The organism is Paenibacillus oryzae (assembly GCF_001675045.1).
Lineage (GTDB): Bacteria > Bacillota > Bacilli > Paenibacillales > Paenibacillaceae > Pristimantibacillus > Pristimantibacillus oryzae.
On record NZ_LYPA01000076.1, the window covers coordinates 16,297 to 40,793 of the forward strand.

The 24,497-nt window shown below is 51.0% G+C and carries 21 protein-coding genes and 1 pseudogene; 16 read left to right on the top strand and 6 right to left on the bottom strand.

The genetic code is table 11. The features are described 5' to 3' along the window. The first annotated feature begins 21 nt into the window (after positions 1-21). From pheT to A7K91_RS22640, 3 genes are all read left to right on the top strand, one after another. Positions 22-2,463 carry a phenylalanine--tRNA ligase subunit beta gene (gene pheT / locus A7K91_RS22630; protein ID WP_068686761.1) on the top strand — a complete coding sequence of 814 codons (2,442 nt, stop codon included), beginning with the start codon at positions 22-24 and terminating at the stop codon, positions 2,461-2,463. Positions 2,464-2,575: 112 nt separating this feature from the next. After that, a complete protein-coding gene (gene zapA, locus A7K91_RS22635; protein WP_068686762.1) occupies positions 2,576-5,287 on the top strand; it encodes a cell division protein ZapA in 2,712 nt (903 codons plus the stop codon). A gap of 122 nt (positions 5,288-5,409) precedes the next feature. Beyond that, complete coding sequence (locus tag A7K91_RS22640; protein WP_068686763.1) at positions 5,410-6,177, top strand: GNAT family N-acetyltransferase; 768 nt, start codon at positions 5,410-5,412, stop codon at positions 6,175-6,177. A gap of 139 nt (positions 6,178-6,316) precedes the next feature. Here the strand turns inward: A7K91_RS22640 and A7K91_RS22645 are convergent, their stop codons facing one another. From A7K91_RS22645 to A7K91_RS22655, 3 genes are all read right to left on the bottom strand, one after another. Beyond that, complete coding sequence (locus A7K91_RS22645) at positions 6,317-7,294, bottom strand: ABC transporter substrate-binding protein (RefSeq protein ID WP_068686764.1); 978 nt, start codon at positions 7,292-7,294, stop codon at positions 6,317-6,319. 93 nt (positions 7,295-7,387) lie between these two features. Next, positions 7,388-8,161 (bottom strand): permease prefix domain 1-containing protein, encoded by a 774-nt coding sequence (locus A7K91_RS22650; RefSeq protein WP_068686765.1) that lies wholly within the window; start codon positions 8,159-8,161, stop codon positions 7,388-7,390. A 10-nt stretch (positions 8,162-8,171) separates the two neighbouring features. Beyond that, positions 8,172-8,495, bottom strand: a complete 324-nt coding sequence (locus A7K91_RS22655; protein WP_068686766.1) for a PadR family transcriptional regulator — start codon at positions 8,493-8,495, stop codon at positions 8,172-8,174. Positions 8,496-8,720: 225 nt separating this feature from the next. On the opposite strand from A7K91_RS22655, the gene A7K91_RS22660 reads away from it, so the two are divergent. After that, a complete protein-coding gene (locus A7K91_RS22660) occupies positions 8,721-9,779 on the top strand; it encodes a bifunctional transcriptional activator/DNA repair enzyme AdaA (protein ID WP_068686767.1) in 1,059 nt (352 codons plus the stop codon). Positions 9,780-9,786: 7 nt separating this feature from the next. Here A7K91_RS22660 and A7K91_RS22665 read toward each other — a convergent pair whose 3' ends face one another. The 3 genes from A7K91_RS22665 to A7K91_RS22680 all read right to left on the bottom strand — a co-directional run bounded on the left by A7K91_RS22665 (position 9,787) and on the right by A7K91_RS22680 (position 12,834). Then, the gene (locus A7K91_RS22665; RefSeq protein ID WP_068686768.1) at positions 9,787-10,467 is read right to left on the bottom strand and encodes an SDR family NAD(P)-dependent oxidoreductase; all 681 of its coding nucleotides are present in this window, start codon (positions 10,465-10,467) and stop codon (positions 9,787-9,789) included. A 1,237-nt stretch (positions 10,468-11,704) separates the two neighbouring features. Then, positions 11,705-12,112 carry a cupredoxin domain-containing protein gene (locus A7K91_RS22670; RefSeq protein WP_068686769.1) on the bottom strand — a complete coding sequence of 136 codons (408 nt, stop codon included), beginning with the start codon at positions 12,110-12,112 and terminating at the stop codon, positions 11,705-11,707. Positions 12,113-12,477: 365 nt separating this feature from the next. Continuing rightward, complete coding sequence (locus tag A7K91_RS22680; protein ID WP_068686771.1) at positions 12,478-12,834, bottom strand: phage holin family protein; 357 nt, start codon at positions 12,832-12,834, stop codon at positions 12,478-12,480. A 221-nt stretch (positions 12,835-13,055) separates the two neighbouring features. Between A7K91_RS22680 and A7K91_RS22685 the strand changes: the two genes are divergently transcribed. The 12 genes and pseudogenes from A7K91_RS22685 (at position 13,056) to A7K91_RS22740 (ending at position 24,369) form a co-directional block, all read left to right on the top strand. Beyond that, positions 13,056-15,419: an endonuclease MutS2 gene (locus A7K91_RS22685; protein ID WP_068686772.1), complete on the top strand. Its 2,364-nt coding sequence runs from the start codon at positions 13,056-13,058 to the stop codon at positions 15,417-15,419. Positions 15,420-15,433: 14 nt separating this feature from the next. Further along, positions 15,434-15,856: a DUF350 domain-containing protein gene (locus tag A7K91_RS22690; protein WP_068686773.1), complete on the top strand. Its 423-nt coding sequence runs from the start codon at positions 15,434-15,436 to the stop codon at positions 15,854-15,856. Between the two features lie 155 nt (positions 15,857-16,011). Beyond that, complete coding sequence (locus A7K91_RS22695; RefSeq protein WP_068686774.1) at positions 16,012-16,524, top strand: hypothetical protein; 513 nt, start codon at positions 16,012-16,014, stop codon at positions 16,522-16,524. 254 nt (positions 16,525-16,778) lie between these two features. After that, the gene (locus A7K91_RS22700) at positions 16,779-17,981 is read left to right on the top strand and encodes an MFS transporter (RefSeq protein ID WP_245697770.1); all 1,203 of its coding nucleotides are present in this window, start codon (positions 16,779-16,781) and stop codon (positions 17,979-17,981) included. A 302-nt stretch (positions 17,982-18,283) separates the two neighbouring features. Further along, positions 18,284-18,502, top strand: a complete 219-nt coding sequence (locus A7K91_RS22705) for a hypothetical protein (RefSeq protein ID WP_068686775.1) — start codon at positions 18,284-18,286, stop codon at positions 18,500-18,502. 32 nt (positions 18,503-18,534) lie between these two features. Then, positions 18,535-18,927 (top strand): spore coat protein, encoded by a 393-nt coding sequence (locus A7K91_RS22710; RefSeq protein WP_068686776.1) that lies wholly within the window; start codon positions 18,535-18,537, stop codon positions 18,925-18,927. 98 nt (positions 18,928-19,025) lie between these two features. Further along, complete coding sequence (locus A7K91_RS22715) at positions 19,026-19,517, top strand: Lrp/AsnC family transcriptional regulator (RefSeq protein ID WP_068686777.1); 492 nt, start codon at positions 19,026-19,028, stop codon at positions 19,515-19,517. 21 nt (positions 19,518-19,538) lie between these two features. Beyond that, positions 19,539-20,759: an aminotransferase class I/II-fold pyridoxal phosphate-dependent enzyme gene (locus A7K91_RS22720; RefSeq protein WP_068686778.1), complete on the top strand. Its 1,221-nt coding sequence runs from the start codon at positions 19,539-19,541 to the stop codon at positions 20,757-20,759. Positions 20,760-20,948: 189 nt separating this feature from the next. After that, positions 20,949-21,518 (top strand): annotated as a pseudogene (locus A7K91_RS22725) (cob(I)yrinic acid a,c-diamide adenosyltransferase); the annotation flags it as partial. A gap of 97 nt (positions 21,519-21,615) precedes the next feature. Next, a complete protein-coding gene (locus tag A7K91_RS22730) occupies positions 21,616-22,647 on the top strand; it encodes an RluA family pseudouridine synthase (protein ID WP_211274562.1) in 1,032 nt (343 codons plus the stop codon). 14 nt (positions 22,648-22,661) lie between these two features. Next, positions 22,662-23,042, top strand: coding sequence for an arsenate reductase family protein (locus A7K91_RS22735; protein ID WP_068686779.1), 381 nt, complete (start codon positions 22,662-22,664; stop codon positions 23,040-23,042). Positions 23,043-23,151: 109 nt separating this feature from the next. Next, positions 23,152-24,369 carry an aminotransferase class I/II-fold pyridoxal phosphate-dependent enzyme gene (locus tag A7K91_RS22740; RefSeq protein WP_068686868.1) on the top strand — a complete coding sequence of 406 codons (1,218 nt, stop codon included), beginning with the start codon at positions 23,152-23,154 and terminating at the stop codon, positions 24,367-24,369. Positions 24,370-24,497: the final 128 nt, after the last annotated feature.

Here is a 24,497-nt window from a genome sequence, read left to right on the forward strand (position 1 = left end):
GAAGAGAAGGGAAGAGGACAAATGAAAGTATCCTATCAATGGCTTAACGAATATATATCGCTTGAAGGTCTGCCGGCAGAAGAGCTTGCGGAAAAAATGACGCGCGGCGGCATCGAAATCGACGGCGTTGAACAGCTCAATAAAGGAGTTAGCGGCGTAGTTGTCGGCTACGTCAAGTCCAAGGAGCGTCATCCCGATGCGGACAAGCTGAACGTCTGCAAGGTGGACGTTGGGACTGGTGAAGAGCTGCAAATCGTGTGCGGCGCCAAAAACGTGGATGCCGGCCAGCTCGTTCCGGTAGCTGTAATCGGCGCTGTTCTGCCAGGCGACTTCAAGATCAAGCGGGCCAAGCTGCGCGGCGTGGAGTCACAAGGCATGATTTGCTCCGCCAAGGAGCTGGGGCTTAACGACAAGCTGTTGCCCAAGGAGCAGCAGGAAGGCATTTTGGTGCTGCCAACGGGTACGGCGATTGGTGCGCCGATTGGCGAGGTGCTGGGCCTTGACGATGAGGTGCTAGAGCTGGACTTGACGCCTAACCGATCGGATTGCCTCAGCATGCTGGGAGCAGCCTACGAGGTTGCGGCCTTGACGGGACGCGATGTCAAGCTGCCTAACAATTCCGTCCTGCACGCGGCAATTAAAACGGAGGATTATGTGTCTGTCGATGTGCAGGCAACCGGCCAATGCCATCATTATTCCGCCCGTTACATCAAAGGGGTAAAAATCGGAGAATCGCCGCTTTGGCTGAAAAACCGGCTCATGGCTGCGGGAATCCGCCCGATCAATAATGTTGTGGACGTAACCAACTACGTTATGCTTGAATACGGTCAACCGCTGCATGCGTTTGACGCGGACAAAATCCCTGGCGGCAAAATCGTGGTCCGGCCGGCGCGCGAAGGTGAAACGCTGGTTACGCTGGACGAGCAAGAGCGCCGTCTGGAGCCGCATATGCTGGTCATCGCAGACGGGAATGCCCCGATTGCGTTGGCAGGCGTGATGGGTGGAGCAAGCACCGAGGTAACCGGAGATACGGTAAACCTGATTCTGGAATCGGCATATTTTGATGGCGGCGTTGTTCGCAAAACGTCCCGTCAGCTCGGCCTTCGTTCGGAATCCAGCATTCGCTTCGAAAAAGAAGTGGATCATGCGGCTGTTGTTCCTGCGCTGAATCGCGCAGCGTCGCTTATTGCGGAGCTGGCAAACGGCTTGGTGGCTGAAGGCGTGGTGGAATCCTTCACACGCGAACCAAAGCCTGCTGCCATTCATGTATCGCTGGACCGCATTAACGATTATTTGGGTACCTCATTGTCCAGTCTTGAGGTTCGCACCATTTTGGCTCGACTTCAATTCCCGTACGAGATGGACACCAATGATGTCTTTACGATAACAGTACCCACACGACGCGGCGAAATTACAAGAGATGTTGACATCATTGAAGAGGTAGCCCGCCTTCATGGCTATGACAATATTCCAACGACTCTGATTCACGGAGACGCGATTCCGGGCGCCTTGACCAAGCCGCAGGCCATCCGCCGCGAGCTTCGCAAACGTCTTGCGGATTCCGGCTTGTACGAGGTGGTCAGCTATTCCTTCACCAGTCCGGCCCGCACGGCGCTGTTCCCGGTACTGACAGGAGACGCCAAGCATGTCAAGCTGTCAATGCCGATGAGCGAGGATCGCAGCGTATTGCGCACCACGCTCATCGCACAATTGCTGGAAACGGCGATTTATAACCGCAATCGCAGAAATGAAACATCGGCTTTATTCGAGATCGGCAGCGTCTTCCATACCCGGGAGGAGACGTTAACCAAGCTTCCTCAAGAGAAGCACCGGTTTGCAGCGCTTTTGACGGGCAACCGCAAGGAAAAAGCATGGAATGAAGCGCCTGCCGCCTATGACTTTTTTGATGCAAAAGGGATTGTCGAAACACTTCTGTCTGTGCTTGGCCTATCGTCCAAAGTATCCTATGCTGCCGCCAATCCGGAGCATTTCCATCCTGGCCGCACGGCAGCCGTGACGCTTGAGACAGCCGACGGCCCTGTGGTTATTGGTTATGTTGGCCAGCTGCATCCTGCAAAGCAGGTGGAGTGGGACCTGGCCGACACCTATCTGGTCGAGCTGGAGCTTGCGCCAATCTATGAGCTTGCCGACGACCATCTGGTTTACAAGCCGCTTCCTCGCTTCCCGGCTATTGAACGGGATATCGCTGTTGTTGTCGACAGTGCCGTTCCTGCGGCCGGTTTGACGGCAGTTGCGCGGGAAAAAGCGGGCGAGCTGCTGGAGTCGGTTTCCGTATTTGACGTATATACGGGAGAACGGCTTGGAGAGGGCAAAAAAAGCGTTGCCATGTCGCTCCTGTACCGCCATGCGGAACGTACGCTGACGGATGAAGAAGTAACTAGCCTGCACGCCGAAGTTGTCCAGCAATTGGAACAATCTTTTGGCGCTGAATTGCGCAAGTAGGCAGGAAACCAGGCAAGCCGCATCGAATTAGTTCTTAGGTGAACGTCGATGCGGCTTTTTTATGCTGCAGGTTTTGGCGGTATCAGCCAAATGATAGGGGGATACGACACACGTGGATGCGGAGCAAACCGTTGTAACCGTTGATATATATGGAGTTCAGTATAAATTGAAAGGACATTCCAGTGTCGATTATGTCAAAAGAGTAGCTACCTCTATTGACGAAAGCATGCGAAAGCTTGCCAAAAGCAATCCTCGTCTGGACATGCCAAAGCTTGCCGTATTGTGCGCGGTGCAAATTACGGAGGAAGTTTTTCAGCTGCGCAGAGAAACGCTGCGGCTGCAGCAGGAGGAAGCCAAGCTGGCGGAAACGGCCCGGCTGCTGGAGGAAGCCAAGCACAAGGAAGCCGAGCTAGCCGCAGCTTTGGTGGAGCAGGCCGGGGAGGCTCAAGCGAAGCTGGCGCGTGAGCTTGAGCTGGCGGAGCAAAAGCAGCGCGAGCTGGAGGGCGTCTGGGAGGAAAAGCTGCGCCAGGGGCTGGAAGCAGCGGCTGATGCCGCCGCAGAAGCCGCGCGTCTACAGCAGGAGGCTGCGGATGCTCTTGTTCAGGAGCATGAGGAAACTTTGCGTTCGCTGAAGCATGAGCATGAGCAAGTCATCGCCAGAACAAGGGAAGTTATGATTTTTGAGAAAAAGACGGAGCTTGTCCAGCTGAAAAGCAGGCTGGAGACGGAGCTGGCCAAGCAGGAGGCGGAACGGGACAGGCTACTGGCCCAATTGACTGCCGAAAAGGATGAAGTTATTAGCGGCCTGGAGGCTCAGCTTGCAAGCGCCGCAGAGTCCGCTCTTTTGCAAAAGGAAGAAGAGCTTGCTGCTGCTGAAAGCGCTCATAAAGCCGAGCTTGAAGCCTTGAAGTCTGCCGCTGCGGAAGAGCTTGCAGCATTAAAGGCGGCGAAGGAGCAGGCAGAGGCGTTGTGGCTGAAGGAACGCGACGAGGCGCTTGAGCTAGCCGCAGATGTAGAACGCAGGAGCATGGAGACGGAAGCGAGCCTGCGGGGAGAATTATCGGAGCTGGAGCGCCGCGCTGCCGAGCTGGAGGCCGAGCATCAGCGCGATCTGGTAGAGCTTGCGGCTGCCGGCAAGCAGGCTAAGGAGCAGAGCCTTGCGTCTCTGCAAAACGAGCACCAGACAAAACTGGATGAGCTGGAGAGGGCCTGGAAGGAAAAGCTGGAGCAGCTTGACGGCGAATGGACAGCGGTTGCTTCTGCTGAGCGGGAAGAGCTTGAACGCAGAAATGCAGAGCTGGCTCAAAAAATCAGCGAGCTTGAGTCCTCGTCCAAAGATGAGCTTGCCCGTCTTGAAAGCGACTTGAGGGCTGATCTGGAGCGCAGGCGCAGCAGCTGGCAGGAGGAGCGGAGCAAGCTGCTTGCCCGCCAGGAGGAGCTGGAGGCTGCCGTTGCTGCGATTTCCGACGATAAGCAAAAGCTGCTGGAGGAAAAGCAGCTTGAGAGTAAAATGCAGGAAGCGGAAAGAATGGCGGAACGGGAAGCCTGGGAAGCAAAGCTTCTGGCGGAGAAAGAGGCTGTAGCAGCGGAATGGAAGCAAGCGCTTGAAGCCGAAAGGGAGGCTTTGGAGGCGCAGCGCGAAGAAGCTCTGTTGGACCAAAAGGCGGCTCTGGAAGCGCAGCGCAACGAAGCTTTGACTGCTGAACGTGCAGCCATTGAAGCGCGCATGCTGGAGGAGGTGGCAGCTTTGGAAAGCCGTCTGTCTCTGGCGGATGACCAGCTCATTCAAGCGCTGGAGCAGGAGGAGGCGCTTCGGACCAGCATTTCCAAGCTGCAGCAGGAGCGTGAAGGCTGGCAAATTCAACTGTCGGATGCTAAGCAGCAGGCAGATGAACTCCAGGAGGTCAAAGCTGCTGTGGAGTCTGAATTGCGAAAACAGCTGCAAGAGCAGATGGAAAGAGAAGCCTTGCTTCGCGAGCAACTGCAGGAGCAGACGGAAAGAGAATCTCAGCTTGGGGATCAGCTGCAAGAGCAGATGGACAGAGAAAATGAGCTTCGCGAGCAACTGGAATTCATACAGCTGAGGGAGCTTGAGCTTCAGGAGGAGCTTCAAGCCAAGCAGCTGCGCGAACAGGAGCTTGCGGCAACCGTTGAGGAGCTTCGCTCTGCCCGCCGCGAGCTTGAGAAGGCAGTTGAGTTGTCGGCCATTAAAGAGCAGGAATTGGCGGAGCGGTTAACCCTGCTGGAAAATGAAGATAAACAAAGCGGAATGCGCTTTGAAGAGCAGGAGCAGCAGCTTCAGGAGCTGGAGGAGCAAGCAAGCCAGCTTCGCATAAAAGTGGAGCAGCTGGCAGCGGAAAGGGACGAATACAGCAATCGTGACCGCGAGTTGACGGAGCAGCTGGAGCTGATTGCCGCTAGAGAACGCATAGCGTCCGGCCAGCTGGCAGCCATAGCCGAACGAAGCGAAAAGCTGGAAGCCGAACTTCAATTGCAAGAGGCGCAATTGCAGGAGCGCGAGGCCATGATTAAGGAGCTGCAGCAGGAGCGGCAGCGGCAGCAGGATATGAAAGACAATTTGACCGATACCGAAGCTGATTTGAAGCTGCAGCTTGAGCAGGCAATGAATGAAGCCGCCGCTGCAAGCCAGGTCCGGCAGCAATTGCAGGAGCTGCTGGAGGAACGCGATGAATGGCAGCGGATATTGGAGCAGCGCCGCAAAGAGCAAGAATTAATTTCGCAAGAGCATTCCAAACTGAAAATCGAGCATGCCAAGCTTCAATCCGAATTTAATGAATGGATTGAATTGATCGAGCAGGCTTGATCCGGTTAAGTCTTACGCAAATGTTGTGCGCAAATAGCCTCAGCTGCCGCTGTTTCTGCGGTTTCTGCTGAGGCTGTTTGTTTATTTACAGATGCAGATATGCTCGGAAAAGGGGGAACGTGATGGATACCTTTCAGTTAGTCGAAGTAAATAAAGCAAATTTGAATAACGAAGGCTGCTACTGCTGCAGAAGCAAAAACACCTCTCTCGGTTACAGGAACAAAAACGAGTGGCTTGAGAGTAATTTTGATAAAGGATTAACCTATGTAAAAATAATGGAAGGTGGAAAGCCGGCGGGTTTTATCGAATATGTGCCCATCGAAAGCTCGTCCAGGGTGGTTTACGGGGAAAATTACATGGTTATACACTGTTTATGGGTGCAGGTTGCCGGTAAGGGCTACGCATCCGCGCTTATTTCCAGATGTCTTGACGATGCAAGAGCTCTGGGCATGGACGGTGTGATCGTCCTGACTAATCCCGATACGTCGTGGACGCCCGGCAAGGCTGTTTTTTTGAAAAACGGTTTTATAGAAGTTGCACAAGCTCCCTATCAATTCGAGCTGCTAGTCTATGCTTTTCGCCAAGCGCCGGAGCCTTATTTTCCGAATGACTGGGAGAAACGCCTTGCTCCCTACGACCAGCTGACAGTCCTTCGAACCTGGCAGTGCCCTTTTATTGATGCGGCTTCGCAAAATATGGCTGAAGCGGCCAAAAAACTGGATATGCCGGTTAACATTGTGGAATTGACCACAAGAGAGCAGCTTCTCCGGCTAGCTCCAACGCCCTACGGCGTTTACGGAGTTGTTTTTAACAGGCAGCTGGTTGCCTTTCATCGATTGACAGTTCATTCCGCCTTTAAACGGTTAAACATGCTTCAAAAATCGAAATGAAACGTCGCATAATTCTACTATTATATGTAATTTTATACAGGTATACAAAGACATACAAAAAAGTTGAAGCGGAAACGGAAACGTTTCCCTCCAACTTATTGTCTGGCATTTTATAAATACGCACTATTTATGACTACTATTATTGACCTTGTCCAAGGAAACCTTGTTCAAAAATGTTTAGCAGATATTCCAGCGTTGTGGGATCGCTGTAGGACGAAGCTTTACTTTCGATTTCAATGACCTGGTTTTTTTGTACGGCGGGAATGTTTTTCCAAACCTCAGAAGTCAATATATCGTTATCCCGGCTCAAATCCCGGCTGACGATAATGAAATCGCCGGAGTATTCCGGTAAAACCTCAAGCGACAAGGAGTAATAACCGACCTCTGCCGTATCTTTTTTTACTATTTCAGGCATAGTTAAGCCCATAGCCTGGTAAATAATTTCGGTGCCGCGCGCCCAGCTGTCGCCCATTGTGAACACGCTGTTATCTCCCATTTCAAAGAAAGTAACGGATACGTTATCGCCATGCTTGGCCTTGATTTCCTGTCCAATGGCAGTAGCTCTTGTTTTGAAGTCGTTGACCCACTTTTCGGCATCGCTAGTTTTGTTTAGCAATTTGCCGATTTCCAGCTGTTGATCCAGATAGTTGAGCTTTCCCCAAGTGTAGACGACGGTTGGCGCTATTTTGGAAAGCTGGTCCAGGTTTTTCATATGCGAGCCCGCGATAATCAAGTCGGGGTTTTGTGCCGCAACGCCTTCGGGATCTTCCTCGGATACAATCGCTACATCTTTTAGCATATCGGTAAAAAGGGGATTTGCGCCTGTCCATTGATCAACGCCTACTAGAGATTGACCCAGCGAAAGCACGTTAGGCGCATTGGTCAACGCAACGATACGGGCTGGTTTGGCCGGGATTTCAACAGGGCCGGTTTCCGATTCATAAGTAACCGTTCCGGAGGTTTCCTCGGAAGCGGGCTGTTCGGCGCCAGACTCGGGCGAAGCCGATTCTTGAGGCTTGGCTGAAGGTCCTTTATTGGCATTATTTCCGCCGCATGCCGCGACAAAAACAGCAAGCAAAATCAGGATGGACAACGTCACTATTGATTTTTTCTTCATTTTTCAGAATCTCCCCTTAATGTTGACTCTCCATACAATGAAAATCATTATCATTGCAAACAAGTGTGATTTTAAATGAAATCGGGGGCGATGTCAATCTTCGGTTTGCAGAACAACGGAAAAACCTTCTTTAATATTGCCCCAATAAATGAAGAGAAAAACGGCAATGGCTAAAGCAAACAACATGGCAGCTACACCGTAGCCAGAGGCATCCTCGTTAAAGATCATCGGGACAAATAATAGGATCGGGGAAGCGATGCATATGACAACGCCTAACCAAATGACCAGCTTATACGTCGGCATAAAGGCGGATTTCCGTTGGTTAATCTCTTCCCATAGAGCATTTGGCAGCTGGAATTGCCTTTGCATATATTCGTAAGGCTCATTTTTTGAGCCATTATAGCCAAACAGGGCAATACCCGGCACGACGCAAGCAAGCAACACGACAATGCTGATCAAACCTGCGCTGTCTTCACTCATAGTCATGAACTGGCTTCCTTCTCCAAGCAGCATATTAATCAGCATCATAAAAGCAACGCCAAAAATAATGATCGCAACGCCTAAAGCAATGTTAAATGCCGAGCGTCTCCGCATTTGCAAATAATCCTCGACCTCATGAGCTGTCAGAACTCGCGGTTGAGCCCCCGAAACCAAAGGTGTCATCTCAAGCTCTTGCATTAATTCATCAATATTGCCGAATTCGGAGATAACGATGCCAACCGCTTCGTTTTCACTGCGGCCTTCAGCCTTCAGCTCATTGTATTTTTCCTCCATTGTCGCCAGCAAATCCTCTTTGAGTCTCCAGGTTTGCGCGTTTCGCGGAAGCTGTGCAAACATCGTCTCCAGATAATTGACAAGGGTATTCATAATATCTTCTTCACTCCCTAATAAATTTGTTCACGACTTCTTGCGTCAAACGCCATTCTATGCACTTTTCCTCATAATAAGCGCGGCCCTCGGGCGTAATCCGATAATAGGTTCGCCGTTTTCCAAACGTTTCGTCCCTGTAAAAGGATAAGATATATCCGTTTTTCTCCAGACGGGTAAAAGCGGAATATAGCGTAGTTTCCTTCATCACATATTTTTCTTCCGAAAGCTGTCGTATATTTTTTGATATTTCATAACCATAAGATTCCTGCTCCAGCAGCATATACAGAATCATTGTATCGTTGTAACCTCGGATAATGTCACTGCTGATCAAACGTTAACCTCCTCTTTACTGCATCTGTCGTAGTAAAATGAATATAGCATAATTACTACGACAGGTAAAGTAATTATCGAAGAAACGGGATGCTGCCATTTTGGCGCTGATAACGCTATGTCGTAAACGTAACGGCTCTACTATTCGTGCCTGATTTTCGGCGATGCCTATTTGATCATTACGTTATAATCAAGTTGGTTTTAATCACGATAAGGATGTGTCTTAATGATTGATGATAAAAGAAAGCAGCAGTATTATGAAGCTTTGGTGGCTAAGGATTCGGAATATGAAGGATTGTTTTATGTTGGCGTAAAAACAACCGGCGTATTTTGCCGGCCGACTTGTCCCGCTCGCAAGCCTAAAATAGAGAATTGCGAATTTTACGAAACGGCCCAGCAGGCGTTGCTGGCAGCATATCGCCCATGCCGGCGCTGCCGCCCGCTAACTCATCCTAATCAAGTATCGGATGTGATCAGGTTATTGGTAGAAGCGGTGGAAAATAATCCGGAAAAACGCTGGAGAAGCGAGGACTTCAAACGGTTGTCGGTGGATGAATCGACTGCCAGAAGGCAATTTAAGAAGCGGTTTGGGATGACGTTTGTAGAATATGCACGGGCGCGCAGAATGGGGATAGCACTTAAAAATATGACTTCAGGAGAAGCCGTTATCGACGCTCAGCTTTCAAGCGGATATCAATCCAGCAGCGGATTTCGCGAGGCTTTTTCAAAAATTATGGGGGCTTCCCCTACTCATATGTCAGAGGAACGATTGCTTAAGGCGTCCTGGCTGGATACACCTCTTGGTCCCATGATGGCCGTGGCTGACGAAACAAGTTTGCATTTGCTTGAATTTGTTGACAGGAGAGGACTGGAGCGGGAGCTTGAGCGTTTGCGCCAATCGACCCGTTCCGCAATTGTGCCTGGAATGACGGACCCCATTTGTTCCATAGAAGAGGAGCTTAAGTCTTATTTCGAGGGCTCATTAAAGCAATTCAAAACGCCTTTGTTCCAAGGAGGTACAACCTTTCAGCGCAGCGTATGGGATAAGCTGGCGGCAATTCCGTGCGGTGAAACGGTATCTTATCAGGCTTTGGCGGTTTCACTTGGCAAACCTAACGCTTACCGGGCCGTGGCGCAAGCAAATGGAGCCAATCAACTGGCCATTGTCATTCCATGTCATAGAGTGATTAACGCAAGCGGCGAGCTTGGCGGTTACGGAGGCGGCTTGACCCGGAAAAGCTGGCTTCTTCAGCACGAGCAACGGATGAGCATAGCGAAGAAATGAGCGGGAATTACCCATAGGAATGAAGGGCGCCTGTTGGACCGCCAAATGATAGCGAAGCCAGTCTCACCAGATCCGGCGTGACGACGGAGGGATCTTTGCCAACGGCATGCATTTCGGTGCGTAGAGTGCCCGGATTGTAGAGGTTTACCAATATGCCGTATTCATGTTCTTCATGTGCGGTTGTAACCGTCAGCGATTCCAATCCCGCCTTGGCGGCGCTGTACGCTGCAAATCCCCCGGCGCCATTGCGCGCCAGGCCTGAAGTAATATTAATTATACGGCCATACCTGTTAGCCCTCATCACGGGCAGGACAGCCTGAGTAAGCAGGAAGGGACCTGTCAAATTTGTGGCGATTTGTTTTTCCCATTCCTCCGAATCCAGGTCAAGAACGGAGCCGGATTCCAAAACGGCGGCATTGTTAAGCAATACGTCAATGCGCCCCCATGCATTCACCAAGCTGCCAATTGCCGCATGAATGTCATCTTTAACGGTGATATCGGCCTGGATCGGCATGGCCTTTTGACCAGTTGCCGTCTCCAGCAGCTCCGCGGTTTCCTCCAGCTTGTCGAGGCGGCGTCCCAGCAGTGCGACGGAAGCGCCTTCGCGTGCAAAAGCCAATGCTGTGGCCCTGCCCAATCCGCTCCCTGCTCCAGTGACTACCGCGATACGTCCCTCCAAAACTCCCATTGCGCATCCCTCGCTTTTTGCATGTATCAATTGGTACACCCATCTTATCAAAGGAAGCTTGTCAATGGAAGCGACAAGCAATGCGGTGACGACCAAGCAAGAGGATGACCGTGAACAAGAGGTTGACAACAAGTAATAAGGTGACGATTAGCAAGAGGGTGACGAAAAGTAATAAGGTGACAACAAGCAAGAGAGTGACCAAAAGCATGAGGGTGAACACAAGCAAGAGAGTGACCAAAAGCATGAGGGTGAAGACAAGCAAGAGAGTGACCAAAAGCAAGAGATTGAACACAAGATAGAGGAGAGCAAGAACTGGCAAGCATCAAGCAACGCTATAGGCGTTGCTGATAACTGACTGATCTGACTCATTGCTGAAGCATCTGATTGTGGATTTGCCTAAATGTTGAACCGCCTGAGTGTGGATTATGACTGAATGATGAACTGCCTGATTGTTGATTGACTGAATGTTGGAACCGCCTGATTATAGATTATGACTGATTGCTGACTTGCCTGATGATATGACTAATTTGGTGATCCGCCTGACTATTGAACTAACTAATGAATCAGCTATCGCCTTGGTCTGTTGATCTAATAAGCTATCGAACAGCCAATTTTCCTGTTAGGTTTGATTTGCTTATCCGGCTTTTTTGCTGATCTGCTTCGTTGTTGCTGTTCTCCTAGGCTTGACGTTGGAAAATCCATGCATGGACTAATGATGTGGACACAATTGTCCGTTACAAACCAGATAACGGCAATATCCATTATTTGGCGGTCAAAAATGTCCATTACAGTGCAATATCCCTCGTTTTCTACGTCTTTTTATGCTGTAATGGACAATTTTTTCCGTTACAAATCAAAAGTCACTGAAAATGTCCGGCTAAAGGACATCGATGTCCGATATCAGTTTCGAACCCCTGCACTTAGAGCTAAATACAAGGCTAACAGAGTAAATCGACTGAACTGAACAACCCAAACAGCAACCGAACTATACAACCCAACAGCACAAATGGACAAATCCACTGAACTGAACAACCCAACAACAAAAGTAGACAAGTCGACTGAACTGTACAACCCAACAGCACAAGTGATCAAATCCACTGAACAAGTACAACCAAAAAAGCCCTGGACTGCCGTAACGTATACGCGGCAATCCTGGGCTTTCATTGAGTTGATTTGTTGGTGACTCATATGTTTGTTGACGATTAACATGTTGCAGTAATCTTCTTAGTTTGCAGATTTATTCAATAACCAGCTTGGACTTCATGGTGCGGTGCCCGGTGCCGCAAGGGACGGAGCAAATGATATCATATGTGCCAGGTTCATCGAACTTGACGGCTAATGTTTCATCGTTGCCGATTTGATCGTAGCCGCTTTTCAGAATCATGACGCCGTGGGAGCCGCCAGCCGATTTGAGCGTCAGATTTACTGTGTCGCCTGATTTGATTTTGTATTCCTCTTGATCAAACTTCCAGTTGGACGCAGTGATAACAACCTCGGAGGTTGCCGCGCTGCTGTCTGCGGAGAGATCGCCGCCTTTTAACTCGCTGCCGCTGTTTCCTCCCGATTTTTCACCCGCATTGCTTCCGCATGCGGCAACAATGGCAACCATAACAAGCACAAACGCAAATGTAAGCCATTTTTTCATCTCATTAATATCCCCTTTCACAGAAAACATAAATATAACCAAACTTTCACTACCATTGTAAACGAAAACAGGACAAGATAAAGAGAGAATGAGAGCAACAGTTTGACAATATTTCGAAAATGTGATGAATGTCATTGCGGGTAAAAGGGGAGAATGCCTCCCGTTCACCTTACTCCAGCCGAGAAGTTACTCAAAAAGCCGGGAAATTCCTCAAAAGTCAAGAAGCTTTTCAAGTCGGGAAAAAGCCCTTCGTTCCCGGTTAGCGGGATTGAAGGGCTGTTTTTGGAGCGTGGACGGCTCCTTGTCAAGTCGTTTTCAGCTTGCAGCGCCTTAATGGGCAGTGCAAGCATTCATGAAAGGTGAGGCTACGCGTTGCGGCGGCCTGCTTCATATGGCGTGCTTACGGGAATAAACAGGTCGATAATCCCGATTACAAGCGCCGCCAGAATGGCTCCCAGCCAAGTGACAGCTATGCCGCTGACGATAAACTGAGCAATCCAGATGACGGCGGCGCTGCACAAAAAGCCAACGATGCCCCGTCCAAACGGCGTAACTCTTTTGCCAAAGACGCCCTCGATGATCCAGCCGAGAGCGGCAATGACAAGCGCGAGGAAAAACGCGCTCCAAAATCCGCCAACTTTGAACCCAGGCACAATAAAGCCCACCAGCATAAGGACCAGGGCCGATACGATAAACCGGACAACGTGTCCCAGAAAAGTCATTGGAAGTCCTCCTTTTTCATTGAGCTCGATTTGGCTCCATAACCTTCTGTTGAAGGCTATACTTCGTGTTCAAGCACATATAGTGTTGCCGCGAGTTCCTGCGATTATGTACCGTCTATTCCATTGTCGACAACATTTTGCATTAGGAGAGTCGGCGGCCAAAATCGTGCATGTAACCAAAGGTTCGGCTATAATAAAAAAAGCGAGAGGAGTGTTCGTTGTTGGATTCCAAAATTTTATCCACACTTGAATATCAAAAAATTATAAATAAACTAAGCGCACATGCAGCCACAGAGCTTGGAAAACGGCTTGTGGAGGGGCTTCTTCCCTCAACCGGACTTGAAACGGTGAAGCTGCTGCTCCAGGCGACGGACGAGGCTTATGCTGCCGACAGACTGAAGGGAAGCGCCCCGTTTGGCGGCATCGTTGATATTAGCGCCCCACTGCATCGAGCGCGTATAGGCGGTACGCTTAATCCCTCCGAGCTGCTTGATATTGCTTTTGCTTCGCGGGGCGGACGCCGCGTTAAGAAACATATTGCGCATATTCATGAGGAGCATCCTATCCCGCTGCTCCAAGGACTTGCAGGAGATATTACAGAGCATAAGGGGCTGGAGGACGACATTCTGGCATGCATCGACGAAAACGCGGAGGTACTGGACAGCGCGAGTCCGGGGCTTGCTTCCGTGCGCCGCGAGCTTCGTAATGGCGAATCCCGCATCCGGGAAAAGCTGGAGTCCATGATCCGTTCTTCATCCGTGCAAAAAATGCTTCAGGATGTCATTATTACGCTGCGCAACGATCGTTATGTTATCCCTGTGAAGCAGGAATACCGCTCCAGCTTCGGGGGCATCGTGCATGATCAATCGGGTTCGGGCGCTACGCTGTTTATCGAGCCTGAAGCTATGGTGGCAATGAATAACCGGCTGCGCGAGCTAAAAGCGGCGGAAGAGCGGGAAATCGAAAAAATATTGCAAAAGCTTACAGCGCTGGCCTCGGACTATGTTGAGGATTTGCTTGCCAATCAAGAGCTGCTCGGCGAGCTGGATTTTGCTTTTGCGAAAGCGCGACTGGCCCACACCATGAAAGCAACTCAGCCGCGAATGAACGACAGAGGATTTCTGAAGCTGAAGCGCGGGCGGCATCCCCTCATCGACCGGGACAAGGTTGTTCCGCTGGATGTGGAGCTTGGCAACAGCTTTACCGCTATCATCGTGACGGGGCCTAATACCGGCGGCAAAACGGTGTCCCTCAAAACAATCGGACTTCTGTCGCTGATGGCGATGTCGGGTTTGTTCGTGCCTGCGGACGAAGGCAGCCAGCTTTGTGTGTTTGACGCGATTTACGCCGATATCGGCGACGAGCAAAGCATCGAGCAGAGCTTGAGCACCTTTTCCAGTCATTTGACCAATATCATATCCATTCTAAAAAGGATGACAGCGAAAAGCCTGGTTTTGCTGGATGAGCTGGGAGCGGGCACGGACCCTGCGGAAGGCTCCGCTTTGGCCATAGCTATTCTTGAGCATATCCACGCCATCGGCTGCCGTATCGTGGCGACCACCCACTACAGCGAGCTGAAGGCTTACGCGTACAATCGCAAATCCGTCATCAACGCCAGCATGGAATTTGACGTGGCGACCCTAAGCCCGACCTACCGGCTGCTTGTTGGCGTGCCTGGACGAAGCAATGCGTTCGCTATTGCGGAGCGTCTCGGGCTGCAGCGCAGCATTATTGATCATGCCAGAGGCGAGGTCAGCGAGGAGGATTTGCGCGTCGAAAGCATGATTGCTTCGCTGGAGGAAAACCGGTTAAGCGCCGAAAACGAGCGCCAAACGGCGGAGGAGCTGCGCCGCCAGATGGAGCTTCAGCGGGCCAAGCACGAGGAGGAAAAACGGCGTTTTGAGGAGCAGAAGGAAAAGCTGCTGCTTAAAGCGCAGGACGAAGCCATCGGCATTCTCGACAAGGCCAAAAAAGAAGCGGAAACCATTATCTCCGAGCTGCGTAAACTTGCTATGGAGGAAGGTGCTTCCGTCAAGGAGCATAAGCTGATTGAAGCGCGGCGCAAGCTGGAAGAAGCGGCTCCCGAAAAAAGCCAGAAGCGGCCGGCCAAAACGCAAGGCGGCAAACGTGAGACCATTGGCCCTGGCGACGAGGTTATGGTGTACAGCCTGAATCAAAGAGGGCATGTGCTGGAAATAAATGCTTCGGACGCCTTGGTACAGCTGGGCATTCTGAAAATGAAGGTTACGCTGGATGATATGGAGCTTATCAAAAGCCAGGCTCCGGCAGCCAAGCAGCAGCCTAAGCAAAGCGCCACGCTTATGCGGTCGAAGGACGATAATGTCCGTATGGAGCTTGATCTTCGGGGCGAAAACCTGGAGGAGGCCATTATGGAGGTTGACCGCTTCCTTGACGAATCCTTTTTATCCGGCTTTGGCCGGGTATATATTATACATGGCAAGGGCACAGGGATATTGCGTACCGGCATTCAGCAATATTTGCGCCGCCATGCCCATGTGAAAAGCTTCCGCAACGGCGATTACGGCGAAGGGGGCACCGGCGTAACGGTAGCGGAGCTGAAATAGGAGGGGTTTAGGAAATGGAAACGGAAATCGACAAGCTGCTTGACAATGCTTATGCATCATCGCTTGTTTTTGTGTCGGTGACGGTTCTGTCGCTTATTGTTTTCCTGTGGGTTTTTGAGATGATGACCAAATATAAATGCTGGAAAGAAATTAAACGCGGCAATATGGCGGTGGCGATGGCGACAGGCGGCAAAATATTCGGGATTTGCAATATTTTCCGCTTTTCTATTGAAGCCAATGATTCCATCTATCAAAGCCTGATTTGGGGCGCGTTTGGTTTTGTTATTTTGCTGCTTGCCTATTTTCTGTTTGAATTCATGACGCCCGTGTTTCGGATCGACGAAGAGATTGCGAGCGACAATCGGGCGGTAGGCCTGATTGCCATGATTATTTCGGTTTCTCTATCTTATGTAATCGGAGCAACGGTTATTATTTAAGGCGGGTCGAATACCGCCTTAACGCGCGGAGGCGAATATGAAATATTTATGGATCATATTGCTTGTGATCGCTATTTTGTTTATTGCGGCCGGCATTTTTTATTTACTGAACAATTAGGGCGGTTCTCTTAAAACGTTAAAGGAGTGGGTTGGGTATGGCGGAAAGTCAGGTGTGCCCTTGGTGTATGACGGACATTGTTTGGGATGAGGAAATCGGACCGGAATCTCATTGTCCGCATTGCGAAAATAAGCTGAGCGGCTATAACAGCTTAAGCATAGGTCTCGATAATGACGAAGAGCGGGATGAAGAGGAGCAAAACGCCTCCTATGGACAAGCCGCGGATGCCGACGGCGATTGGGAGGACGAAGGCAGCTTGCGGGGCATGGGAGCCGGGCTTGCCGCAGAGGCGGGAGCCCAGCTTGTGCTGGAGCAGCAGCTTGAGGCGCCGGAATGTCCGGTTTGCCGCGAATATATGCTGGAGGCCGGAGAGCAGCAAATTGGCGGAGAAGGCTTTAAAGCAACCATTCCGGCAGCGCTTGGCCACAGCATCCTTCCCGTTCCGATTACTGTCAATTGGTATGTTTGTCCCTCTTGCTATCATGTATCCTCGCAGCTTGCTTTGAGCGATCGCAACGAACTGGCCAAACGGCTGCATAGAGAAGAGTAGCGCAACATTTTTGCCTTGATGGAGAAGAAGAAGAGTAGCCTGACTCTTTTGCCTTGATGGAGAAGAAGATTGGCCTGATTCTTTTGCCTTGATGGAAAAATCTGCTGCGCTGGGGCTTGATCACATCCTTTATTGGGCAGGCATGGGAAAAGCGACTGTAGGGCATCTTACAATACGACCAAGGCGTGAATGAGAGCACGCCAGCATCAATTGCACAATTGCACAAACCGTTTGTGCAGTTCGGGGGTGTCGTATTGGCAAAGCTGGAGAAGCAGGCTGTGCTGCTGCTTGTTGTACAAGCTCTGTTTGCAGTAGGAAACGCGTTGTCGGGCACCTTTGTGCCTGTATACCTATGGAAGGCCAGCCAGTCATACACCTTGATCGGCTGGTTTACGATGGCCCAATACGCTTGCAGCGGTTTAACGTTTTGGCTTGCAGGCAAATGGGTTAAGGAGCATAACAAAATGAACAGCCTGCGCGCGGGCATCGCGCTGTCGGGCTTGTTTTATTGCACGGTGCTGCTGCTTGCCGGAGAAGCCCAGCGTTACGCCATTCCGTTAGGAGCCCTTAACGGAGTGGCGCTGGGCTTTTTTTGGCTTGCCTACAATGTGGTCTATTTTGAAATTACGGAGCCGGATACCCGCGACAGCTATAATGGCTGGGCGGGTCTTTCGGTTTCGGGCGCCGGCATTGTAGCGCCTTGGATATCCGGTATTCTGATTACTTCGATGAGCGGGGAAAAGGGATATCGGCTTATTTTTACGTTGTCGCTTATTATATTTGCAGCTACCGTAATTCTCAGCTTTTGGCTCAAAAAACGGAAGAGTCACGGTACTTACAACTGGAGGCATGGCTGGCAGCAGCTTTCGCAAAAGGGGAACGCCTGGCGCAGGATGTTTGCCGCGATAGTGGCCCAAGGCGTGCGGGAAGGCGTGTTTATGTTTTTGATAGGTCTTGTCGTTTATATTTCCACCAAAGACGAAAGCAAGCTGGGCACTTATGCGCTTATTACCTCGCTGGTCGCGCTTGCCAGCTTCTGGGCGGCCGGGAAATGGCTGAAGAGGAGCAACCGGAGCAGGGCAATGCTGATAGGCTCCGTTATGATTGCCGTTGTTGTAGTGCCATTGTTCTGGAAAATGTCCTATACTACGCTCCTGCTGCTTGGCATCGGGACCTCGCTGTTTATCCCTCTATATTTTGTGCCCATGACCTCAAGCGTATTTGATTTGATCGGCAGCTCCAGAGAAAGCGCCGAGGAACGCGAGGAGTTTGTTGTGCTGCGGGAAGCAGGGCTTGTGACAGGCAGGCTGATCGGCTTATCTTGTTATTTGATTGTGCTGCCGCTGAATGATTCCGCGCTTGCCATCACTTGCCTGCTCCTCGCGGTAGGGAGCTTTCCAATCGCCAGCTGGTGGCTGCTGCGCCCGCTGCTTAAAAATGGCAGCTATATAAGTTGAACAAAAGAAAAGTAGCGATAGGCCAGAGTGTGAGGGGTTCTGGAGAAAAGCATATGCTTTCGAAGTAACGTTCTTCCAGAACGTTTTAAGCGCTCGCTTGTGTTTCAGGATTTCAACAATCAAACAATTTATTCAGGGAAATCTGGAAACAATTGCGATCGGAAGAACTTCTCACACGCCGGCCCCAGCGGAGACTCTTTTGTTCAACTTATATAATACCGACATGAAGGGAGGAGGCATAATTTGCCGCTCCCGGCGCATACTACAACAGGATTAAAAAATGACGCAAGGAGGCTTCCGCCATGCAGGCCATGACAGCCAAAGAGCTGGAGTACATTGCAGACTCCATGTCCAACGAGGACTTGTTGATCAAGCAATGCGCAGTTGTGGTTTCCACAGCTACAACGCCGGCTCTCCGTAATATCTGCTCGCAGATGATTGCGACCCATCAGCAGCATTATGATTCGCTGCTCCATGCCATTTCGCATCATCAAAGCTTAGCTCCAACACAGCCACAATAATACCACTATTGAATATGAAGGAGGCAAGCGCAATGCAACAAGGACAGCACCAATCTTTATTGTCGGAGGAGGATTTGGCCTCCACTATTTTGTCCGATCTCAAGCGGGTCGTTCGTGAATATGCAACGGCGGCAACAGAATCCACCTGCCCCGATATCCGTCAATTATTCACCAAGCTGCTCAACAATACATTGAATATGCAGGGCCAATTGTTTCAGGTCATGCAGCAGAGCAATATGTATAACACGGCGTCGCCGGCGCTGAGGCAGGAGCTGGACAAGCAGTCCAAGCAATATCAGCAGACGATTCAAAAGACCAAGCAATTTCTGCAGCAGAAGCTGGGGAACCAGCAAAATGGCTCCTTTTATACGCCGGCTCAGCAAGACCAGCAGCACGGAAATCAAGGACAAACGTATTACATGTGAAGACCCTTCGGGGTCTTTTCATTTTTTCTTTGCAGGAACCCCCGATATCTTGTAAAATATTCTTTATTACCGCGAGGCAACCCGGAAGGAGTTTTGGAATGAGCGAACTACAATTAAAGGTGCTTGAGCTGTTGAAGGAAGACGCGCGCAGGGACGCGGAACTCATAGCGACCATGCTGGGCGTATCGCTGGAGGAAGTAAAGTCGGCGATTGCGGAATTGGAGAACAACCATGTTATTGTTAAATATGCGACAGTTGTCAACTGGAGCAAGGTAGACGACGAAAAAGTGACGGCGCTCATCGAGGTTCAAATTACTCCCGAGCGTGGACGCGGCTTCGAAGGTATAGCGGAGCGTATTTATTTGTACCCGGAAGTAAAATCGGTTTATCTGATGTCCGGCGCTTATGATTTGCTGGTGGAGATCGAGGGCAAAAACCTGAAGGAAGTTGCATCCTTTGTATCCAACAAGCTGTCTCCGATTGATGCGGTATTATCGACCAAAACATTTTTTATATTGAAAAAATACAAACAAGACGGCATCATCTTCGAGGAGCATGAAGGTGACCATCGCTTGATGGTTTCGCCGTAACGAAAATAGAGGGTGATGGCGATGTTAAAAGAGGAAACAGAAGGAACATCGGTCTCGGGCCAGCGGCGGCAAAACATGTCTGACTATTTGTCACCGCTTGTCAAGGGCATTAAGCCGTCGGGTATCCGCCGGTTTTTTGATTTAGTCAGCGCACGCAAGGATGTCATTACGCTCGGGGTAGGCGAGCCGGACTTTGTAACCCCTTGGCATGTGCGCGAAGCTGCTGTTTATTCCCTGGAGACCGGCAAGACGCAATATACGTCAAATGCCGGCATGCCGGAGCTGCGCGAGGAAATAGGGCAATATTTAAACGATTCATTCCAGGTAGCGTACGACCCTGCCAGCGAAATCGTCGTAACGGTCGGAGGCAGCGAAGCGATTGATCTTGCGCTGCGCGCGTTAATTACGCCAGGCGATGAAATTTTGGTGCCGGAGCCTTGTTATATTTCCTATTCACCCATTACCTCGCTAAGCGGCGGCATTGCGGTAGGGATTGAAACGTCGGCAGACAATGAGTTCAAGCTGACGGAGGAAGCTTTGAGAAAAAGCATAACGCCAAAGTCCAAAGTGCTTATTGTTAGTTATCCCAGCAATCCTACCGGCGGCATTATGACGTACGAGGACTGGCTGCCGATTGCCAAGGTTGTAGAAGAGCATGATCTCATTGTTATATCTGATGAAATATACGCGGAGCTGACTTACGGCACAAAACATGCCAGCTTTGCGGCTTTGCCAGGAATGAAGGATCGGACGATTCTCGTTAGCGGCTTCTCCAAAGCCTTTGCCATGACGGGATGGCGTCTTGGTTATATGTGCGGACATCCCGAGCTGATAGCAGCCATGCTCAAAATTCATCAATACACGATCATGTGCGCGCCAACCATGGCGCAATATGCCGCTCTTGAGGCATTGCGAAACGGCATGGAGGAAAAGGACAAAATGGTGGAATCCTATAATCAGCGCAGACGCCTGGTTGTAAAGGGCTTCCGCGATATCGGTCTGCAATGTCATGAGCCGCAAGGCGCGTTTTACGCCTTTCCATCCATTGCTTCCACCGGACTGGACAGCGAAACCTTTGCTCAGCGTTTGCTGGAGGAGGCGGGAGTAGCGGCCGTTCCGGGGCAGGTATTTGGCCTGGGAGGCGAGGGGTTCCTGCGCTGCTCCTATGCAACCTCCGTTACTCAGCTGACGGAAGCTCTGGATCGTATAGGCGGTTTTGTGCACAAGCTGAAGCAAGGGTAGACTTTTGGCCCGAGCCTTTCCGTCCGAACCTTTCAGCTCGAACTAAATATGATCGTAAGTAATATGCTCCGGGTTATATCACATATTGCGCAGCGCTGCGCATTTCATAGAGGTAGTGGCGGTCAGCAGGGAGGAGTCAATCCGCCCTGCTGTTGTCTTGATATTGCAGCTTATAAGGAGGTCTGAAGGATGCGTTTGTATACAAAAACGGGCGATAAAGGGCAAACCTCTCTAATTGGAGGCCGGGTCCGCAAGGACGATGTCCGGGTTGAAGCTTACGGAACGATTGACGAGCTCAACAGCTTTGTTGGTCTTGCCGCTGCCGAGGCGGCCAAACATATCGAACTGGAGACATTGGCGGGACAGCTGATGGACATTCAGCAGGAGCTGTTCGACTGCGGCTCCGACCTTGCGTATGCACGTGAAGGTCATCCGTTCAAGATGACCGGCGAACCGATCCTGAGGCTGGAGGCATGGATTGATGTCATGCTGACGGAGGCGCCGGAAATTACAAGATTTATTTTGCCGGGCGGAGGCGTCGTTTCCTCCCATCTTCACGTATGCCGGACCGTATGCCGGAGAGCGGAGCGCAGAGTTGTGACGCTGGCCTCGGAACATGCCATTAATGGAGATGCGGCTATTTATCTAAATCGTCTGTCCGACTATTTTTTTGCTGCGGCACGAGTCGCTAATGCGAAGCTTGGTTTGCAGGATACGGAATATGTAAGAAGCGGCGAGGTTTTTCGCTCCCGCAGAAAAAAAAGCGCCGGAAACGAAGCAGTGTCAGATGCAGCGCCGGCAGCAGCTCCTGATGCCGGAAATTCTCTGCAGGATCATGAGCGGGAGTAAAGCCGGAATGAAGGATGCAGAGGGATTAAAAGCTGTAGAGGGCTTAAAGGATGAGCTGCTGCTCCGGTATTATAAGCCGCTGACGGTAACCGTCAGCGAGCAGGATGCAGGGAAGGAAGTACGCACCGTGCTGGAGCGGAGGTTAGGCGTTTCACGAAAGCTGCTGTCGCAGGTGAAGCTGACCGAGCATGGCCTAACGCTTAATGAAGAGAGAGTGTATACAACGGCGAAGGTTTCGGCGGGAGATATAATCCGGGTACGAATGGAGCGGGAGCAATCCGACGATATATTGCCGCAGGATTTACCGCTTGATATTTTATTTGAGGATGAGGATTTGCTGGTTGTCAATAAACCGGCGGGCGTTATCGTTCATCCCACCCACGGCCATTATACGGGAACGCTGGCAAATGGCGTTGTCTATCATTGGCTGCAGAGAGGGGAAAAGGTACGGTTTCGTCCCGTTCACAGGCTGGACGAGGAAACCTCCGGCGTGGTGGCCATTGCGAAAACGGGTTATGTGCATCAGCAATTGTCGGAGCAAATGCAGCGTGGAGAGGTGGACAAGCGATATCTCGCTTATGTGTATGGCGCCCCCCCTGCGCCAACCGGCGTGGTGGATGAACCTATCGACCGCGACCCGGAGTCTCCGCATATTCGTATCGTGACGCCAACGGGTTATCCATCGCTTACCCGTTACGAGGCCGTGAAGCATTTTGGGGGCGGGCCGGGGGAAGCGGCGGCAACGTTAGTCAAGCTAAAGCTGGAAACAGGCAGAACGCATCAGATCCGTGTACATATGAAGCATCTTGGCTGCCCTCTTATTGGAGATAAAATGTACGGTGCTGACGCAAATGAGATCACTGCCTGGGAGGATTGCGTCAATCGTCAGGCGCTCCATGCGGCCAGTCTCGGTTTTGTCCATCCTTTGACGGGAGAAAAAATGGAGTTCCATGCTCCGCTGCCGCCGGAGCTTACCGCCCTTGAGGCGCTCCTCAAGCAACATAGCAAACATGCAAGCAACGTACGATTCTGGACATGAGAGGAGAAAGGTACATGTCAAAAGTAATTACGGTTATACAATACCCTCCTTGCAGCACGTGCAGGGCGGCCGTCAAATCGCTGAAGGCGAAGGGATTTGAAGTGACGGCGAGACATATCGTGGAGGAGACGCCTTCGGCAGAGGAGCTGCAGAAGCTGCTGGATTTGTCTGGTCTGGATATCAAAAAGCTGTTCAATACCTCCGGTGAAGTGTACCGGGAGCTGGGACTGAAGGACAAGCTTGCCGATATGAGCCATAACGACAAGCTTAAGCTTCTGGCCTCTCATGGCATGTTGATCAAACGTCCTATCGCGACAGATGGCAAACGCGTCACCGTCGGGTATAAGGAAGAGCAATATGCCGAGGTTTGGGGTAGCGATGAAACAGATGCGTAACGCCTTTTTGTCCAGCCAATTTGACGGCAATGGAGAATTACGATCACCCGGCAAGGCGGTGCAGGGCTCCGAAGTTGAGGAGGCTGTACGCAGTTCAGGCGGGAGTGCAATGCCGGACGTAAAAGGCGTCGGTGATGGAGGGCGTTGGCGCTCCAAACGATTAGGCGAGCTGGGCTCGTCTATCTTTTCCGAGGTTTCGCAATGGAAGCGGGAAGCGATGGCGAACGGCATGGATGTTATTGATCTTGGCATCGGCAGTCCCGACAAACCTCCTTCAGAAGCCGTTCGCAACACATTGGCTAAGGCCGCATTGCGGCTCGACAACTATATGTATCCTGCTATTAAAAGCGATATGCCGTTTAAGGAAACGGCAGCACGATGGATGGACCATCGCTTCGGAGTAAAATGCGAGCCGGCGGCTGAAATGGTGACGCTGCTGGGCTCCCAGGACGGTCTCGCTCATCTTGCGATGGCCATTTGTGATCCAGGAGACATTGCTTTGCTGCCGGACCCTGGCTATCCCATCTATACGGCATCGCTTGCGCTGGCTGGGGTTCAGCCCGTTATGATGCCGTTGAGAGCGGAAAATGGGTACCTGCCGGATCTGGATGCTATAAGCGATGAAGTGTGGCGGAGCGCCAAGCTTTTACTCGTCAATTATCCTAATAACCCGCTTTCCGCTATTGCCGATCTTGATTTCTTCCGCAGGCTGCTGAAAAAAGCGGAGATGTACGATGTGCTCATCGTTCAGGATCTAGCTTATTCCGAGATGGGGTTTGACGGAGTAGTGCCGCCTAGCATCCTTCAGGTCGAGGGAGCATTCAGGTATGCGGTAGAATTTCATTCATTGTCCAAAAGCTTTAATATGGCGGGCTGCCGGATTGGCTTTTTGGCTGGCAATCGGGACGCGGTTGGCGCGCTGCGGGAGCTAAAGGCCAATATTGATTACGGAGCCTTTTACCCTGTTCAGGAAGCCGGAATCGCCGCTCTTCGGGAAGCAATGGAAAACACCGGATACGAGCGGGCCGGGTCGTTATACGAGCGCCGAAGAAATAGGTTTGTTGAAGCGTTGCAGCGCATCGGCTGGGAGGTTGAGCTCCCCAAAGCAACGATGTTTCTGTGGGCAAAGCTTCCGGAAATGAAATGGGGCGGCAATTGGGATTCCAGAACCTTTTCACAGGAGCTGTTGAGAAAGGCGGGAGTTGTCGTCATACCAGGCGAAGCCTTTGGCCAAGAGGGAAAGGGGTTCGTTCGTATCGCTCTTGTGGAAGATGAGGAACGTCTCCTAGAAGCGGCGGAACGAATTGGAGCCTTCATTGCGGAATAAGATGTGGTACAATGTAGGGAACCAGGGGCTGTCCAAAAAGTCTGTTTCGGTGAATAAATATTCAACAAAACCGGTACCTGCAGGAAAAGGGTGTCTTGGAAGCTCAAACATTTTTGTCGGCTTATTTT

Excerpts from the sequence above, each read along its gene's own strand:
- A7K91_RS22650 (WP_068686765.1), bottom strand. The coding sequence starts at position 8,161 with ATGAATACCCTTGTCAATTATCTGGAGACGATGTTTGCACAGCTTCCG.
- A7K91_RS22670 (WP_068686769.1), bottom strand. The coding sequence starts at position 12,112 with ATGAAAAAATGGCTTACATTTGCGTTTGTGCTTGTTATGGTTGCCATT.
- A7K91_RS22640 (WP_068686763.1), top strand. The coding sequence starts at position 5,410 with ATGGATACCTTTCAGTTAGTCGAAGTAAATAAAGCAAATTTGAATAAC.
- A7K91_RS22720 (WP_068686778.1), top strand. The coding sequence starts at position 19,539 with ATGTTAAAAGAGGAAACAGAAGGAACATCGGTCTCGGGCCAGCGGCGG.
- A7K91_RS22715 (WP_068686777.1), top strand. The coding sequence starts at position 19,026 with ATGAGCGAACTACAATTAAAGGTGCTTGAGCTGTTGAAGGAAGACGCG.
- A7K91_RS22740 (WP_068686868.1), top strand. The coding sequence starts at position 23,152 with ATGCCGGACGTAAAAGGCGTCGGTGATGGAGGGCGTTGGCGCTCCAAA.
- A7K91_RS22680 (WP_068686771.1), bottom strand. The coding sequence starts at position 12,834 with ATGACTTTTCTGGGACACGTTGTCCGGTTTATCGTATCGGCCCTGGTC.
- A7K91_RS22730 (WP_211274562.1), top strand. The coding sequence starts at position 21,616 with ATGAAGGATGCAGAGGGATTAAAAGCTGTAGAGGGCTTAAAGGATGAG.
- A7K91_RS22665 (WP_068686768.1), bottom strand. The coding sequence starts at position 10,467 with ATGGGAGTTTTGGAGGGACGTATCGCGGTAGTCACTGGAGCAGGGAGC.
- A7K91_RS22705 (WP_068686775.1), top strand. The coding sequence starts at position 18,284 with ATGCAGGCCATGACAGCCAAAGAGCTGGAGTACATTGCAGACTCCATG.
- A7K91_RS22735 (WP_068686779.1), top strand. The coding sequence starts at position 22,662 with ATGTCAAAAGTAATTACGGTTATACAATACCCTCCTTGCAGCACGTGC.
- A7K91_RS22660 (WP_068686767.1), top strand. The coding sequence starts at position 8,721 with ATGATTGATGATAAAAGAAAGCAGCAGTATTATGAAGCTTTGGTGGCT.
- pheT (WP_068686761.1), top strand. The coding sequence starts at position 22 with ATGAAAGTATCCTATCAATGGCTTAACGAATATATATCGCTTGAAGGT.
- A7K91_RS22695 (WP_068686774.1), top strand. The coding sequence starts at position 16,012 with ATGGCGGAAAGTCAGGTGTGCCCTTGGTGTATGACGGACATTGTTTGG.
- A7K91_RS22690 (WP_068686773.1), top strand. The coding sequence starts at position 15,434 with ATGGAAACGGAAATCGACAAGCTGCTTGACAATGCTTATGCATCATCG.
- A7K91_RS22710 (WP_068686776.1), top strand. The coding sequence starts at position 18,535 with ATGCAACAAGGACAGCACCAATCTTTATTGTCGGAGGAGGATTTGGCC.
- A7K91_RS22645 (WP_068686764.1), bottom strand. The coding sequence starts at position 7,294 with ATGAAGAAAAAATCAATAGTGACGTTGTCCATCCTGATTTTGCTTGCT.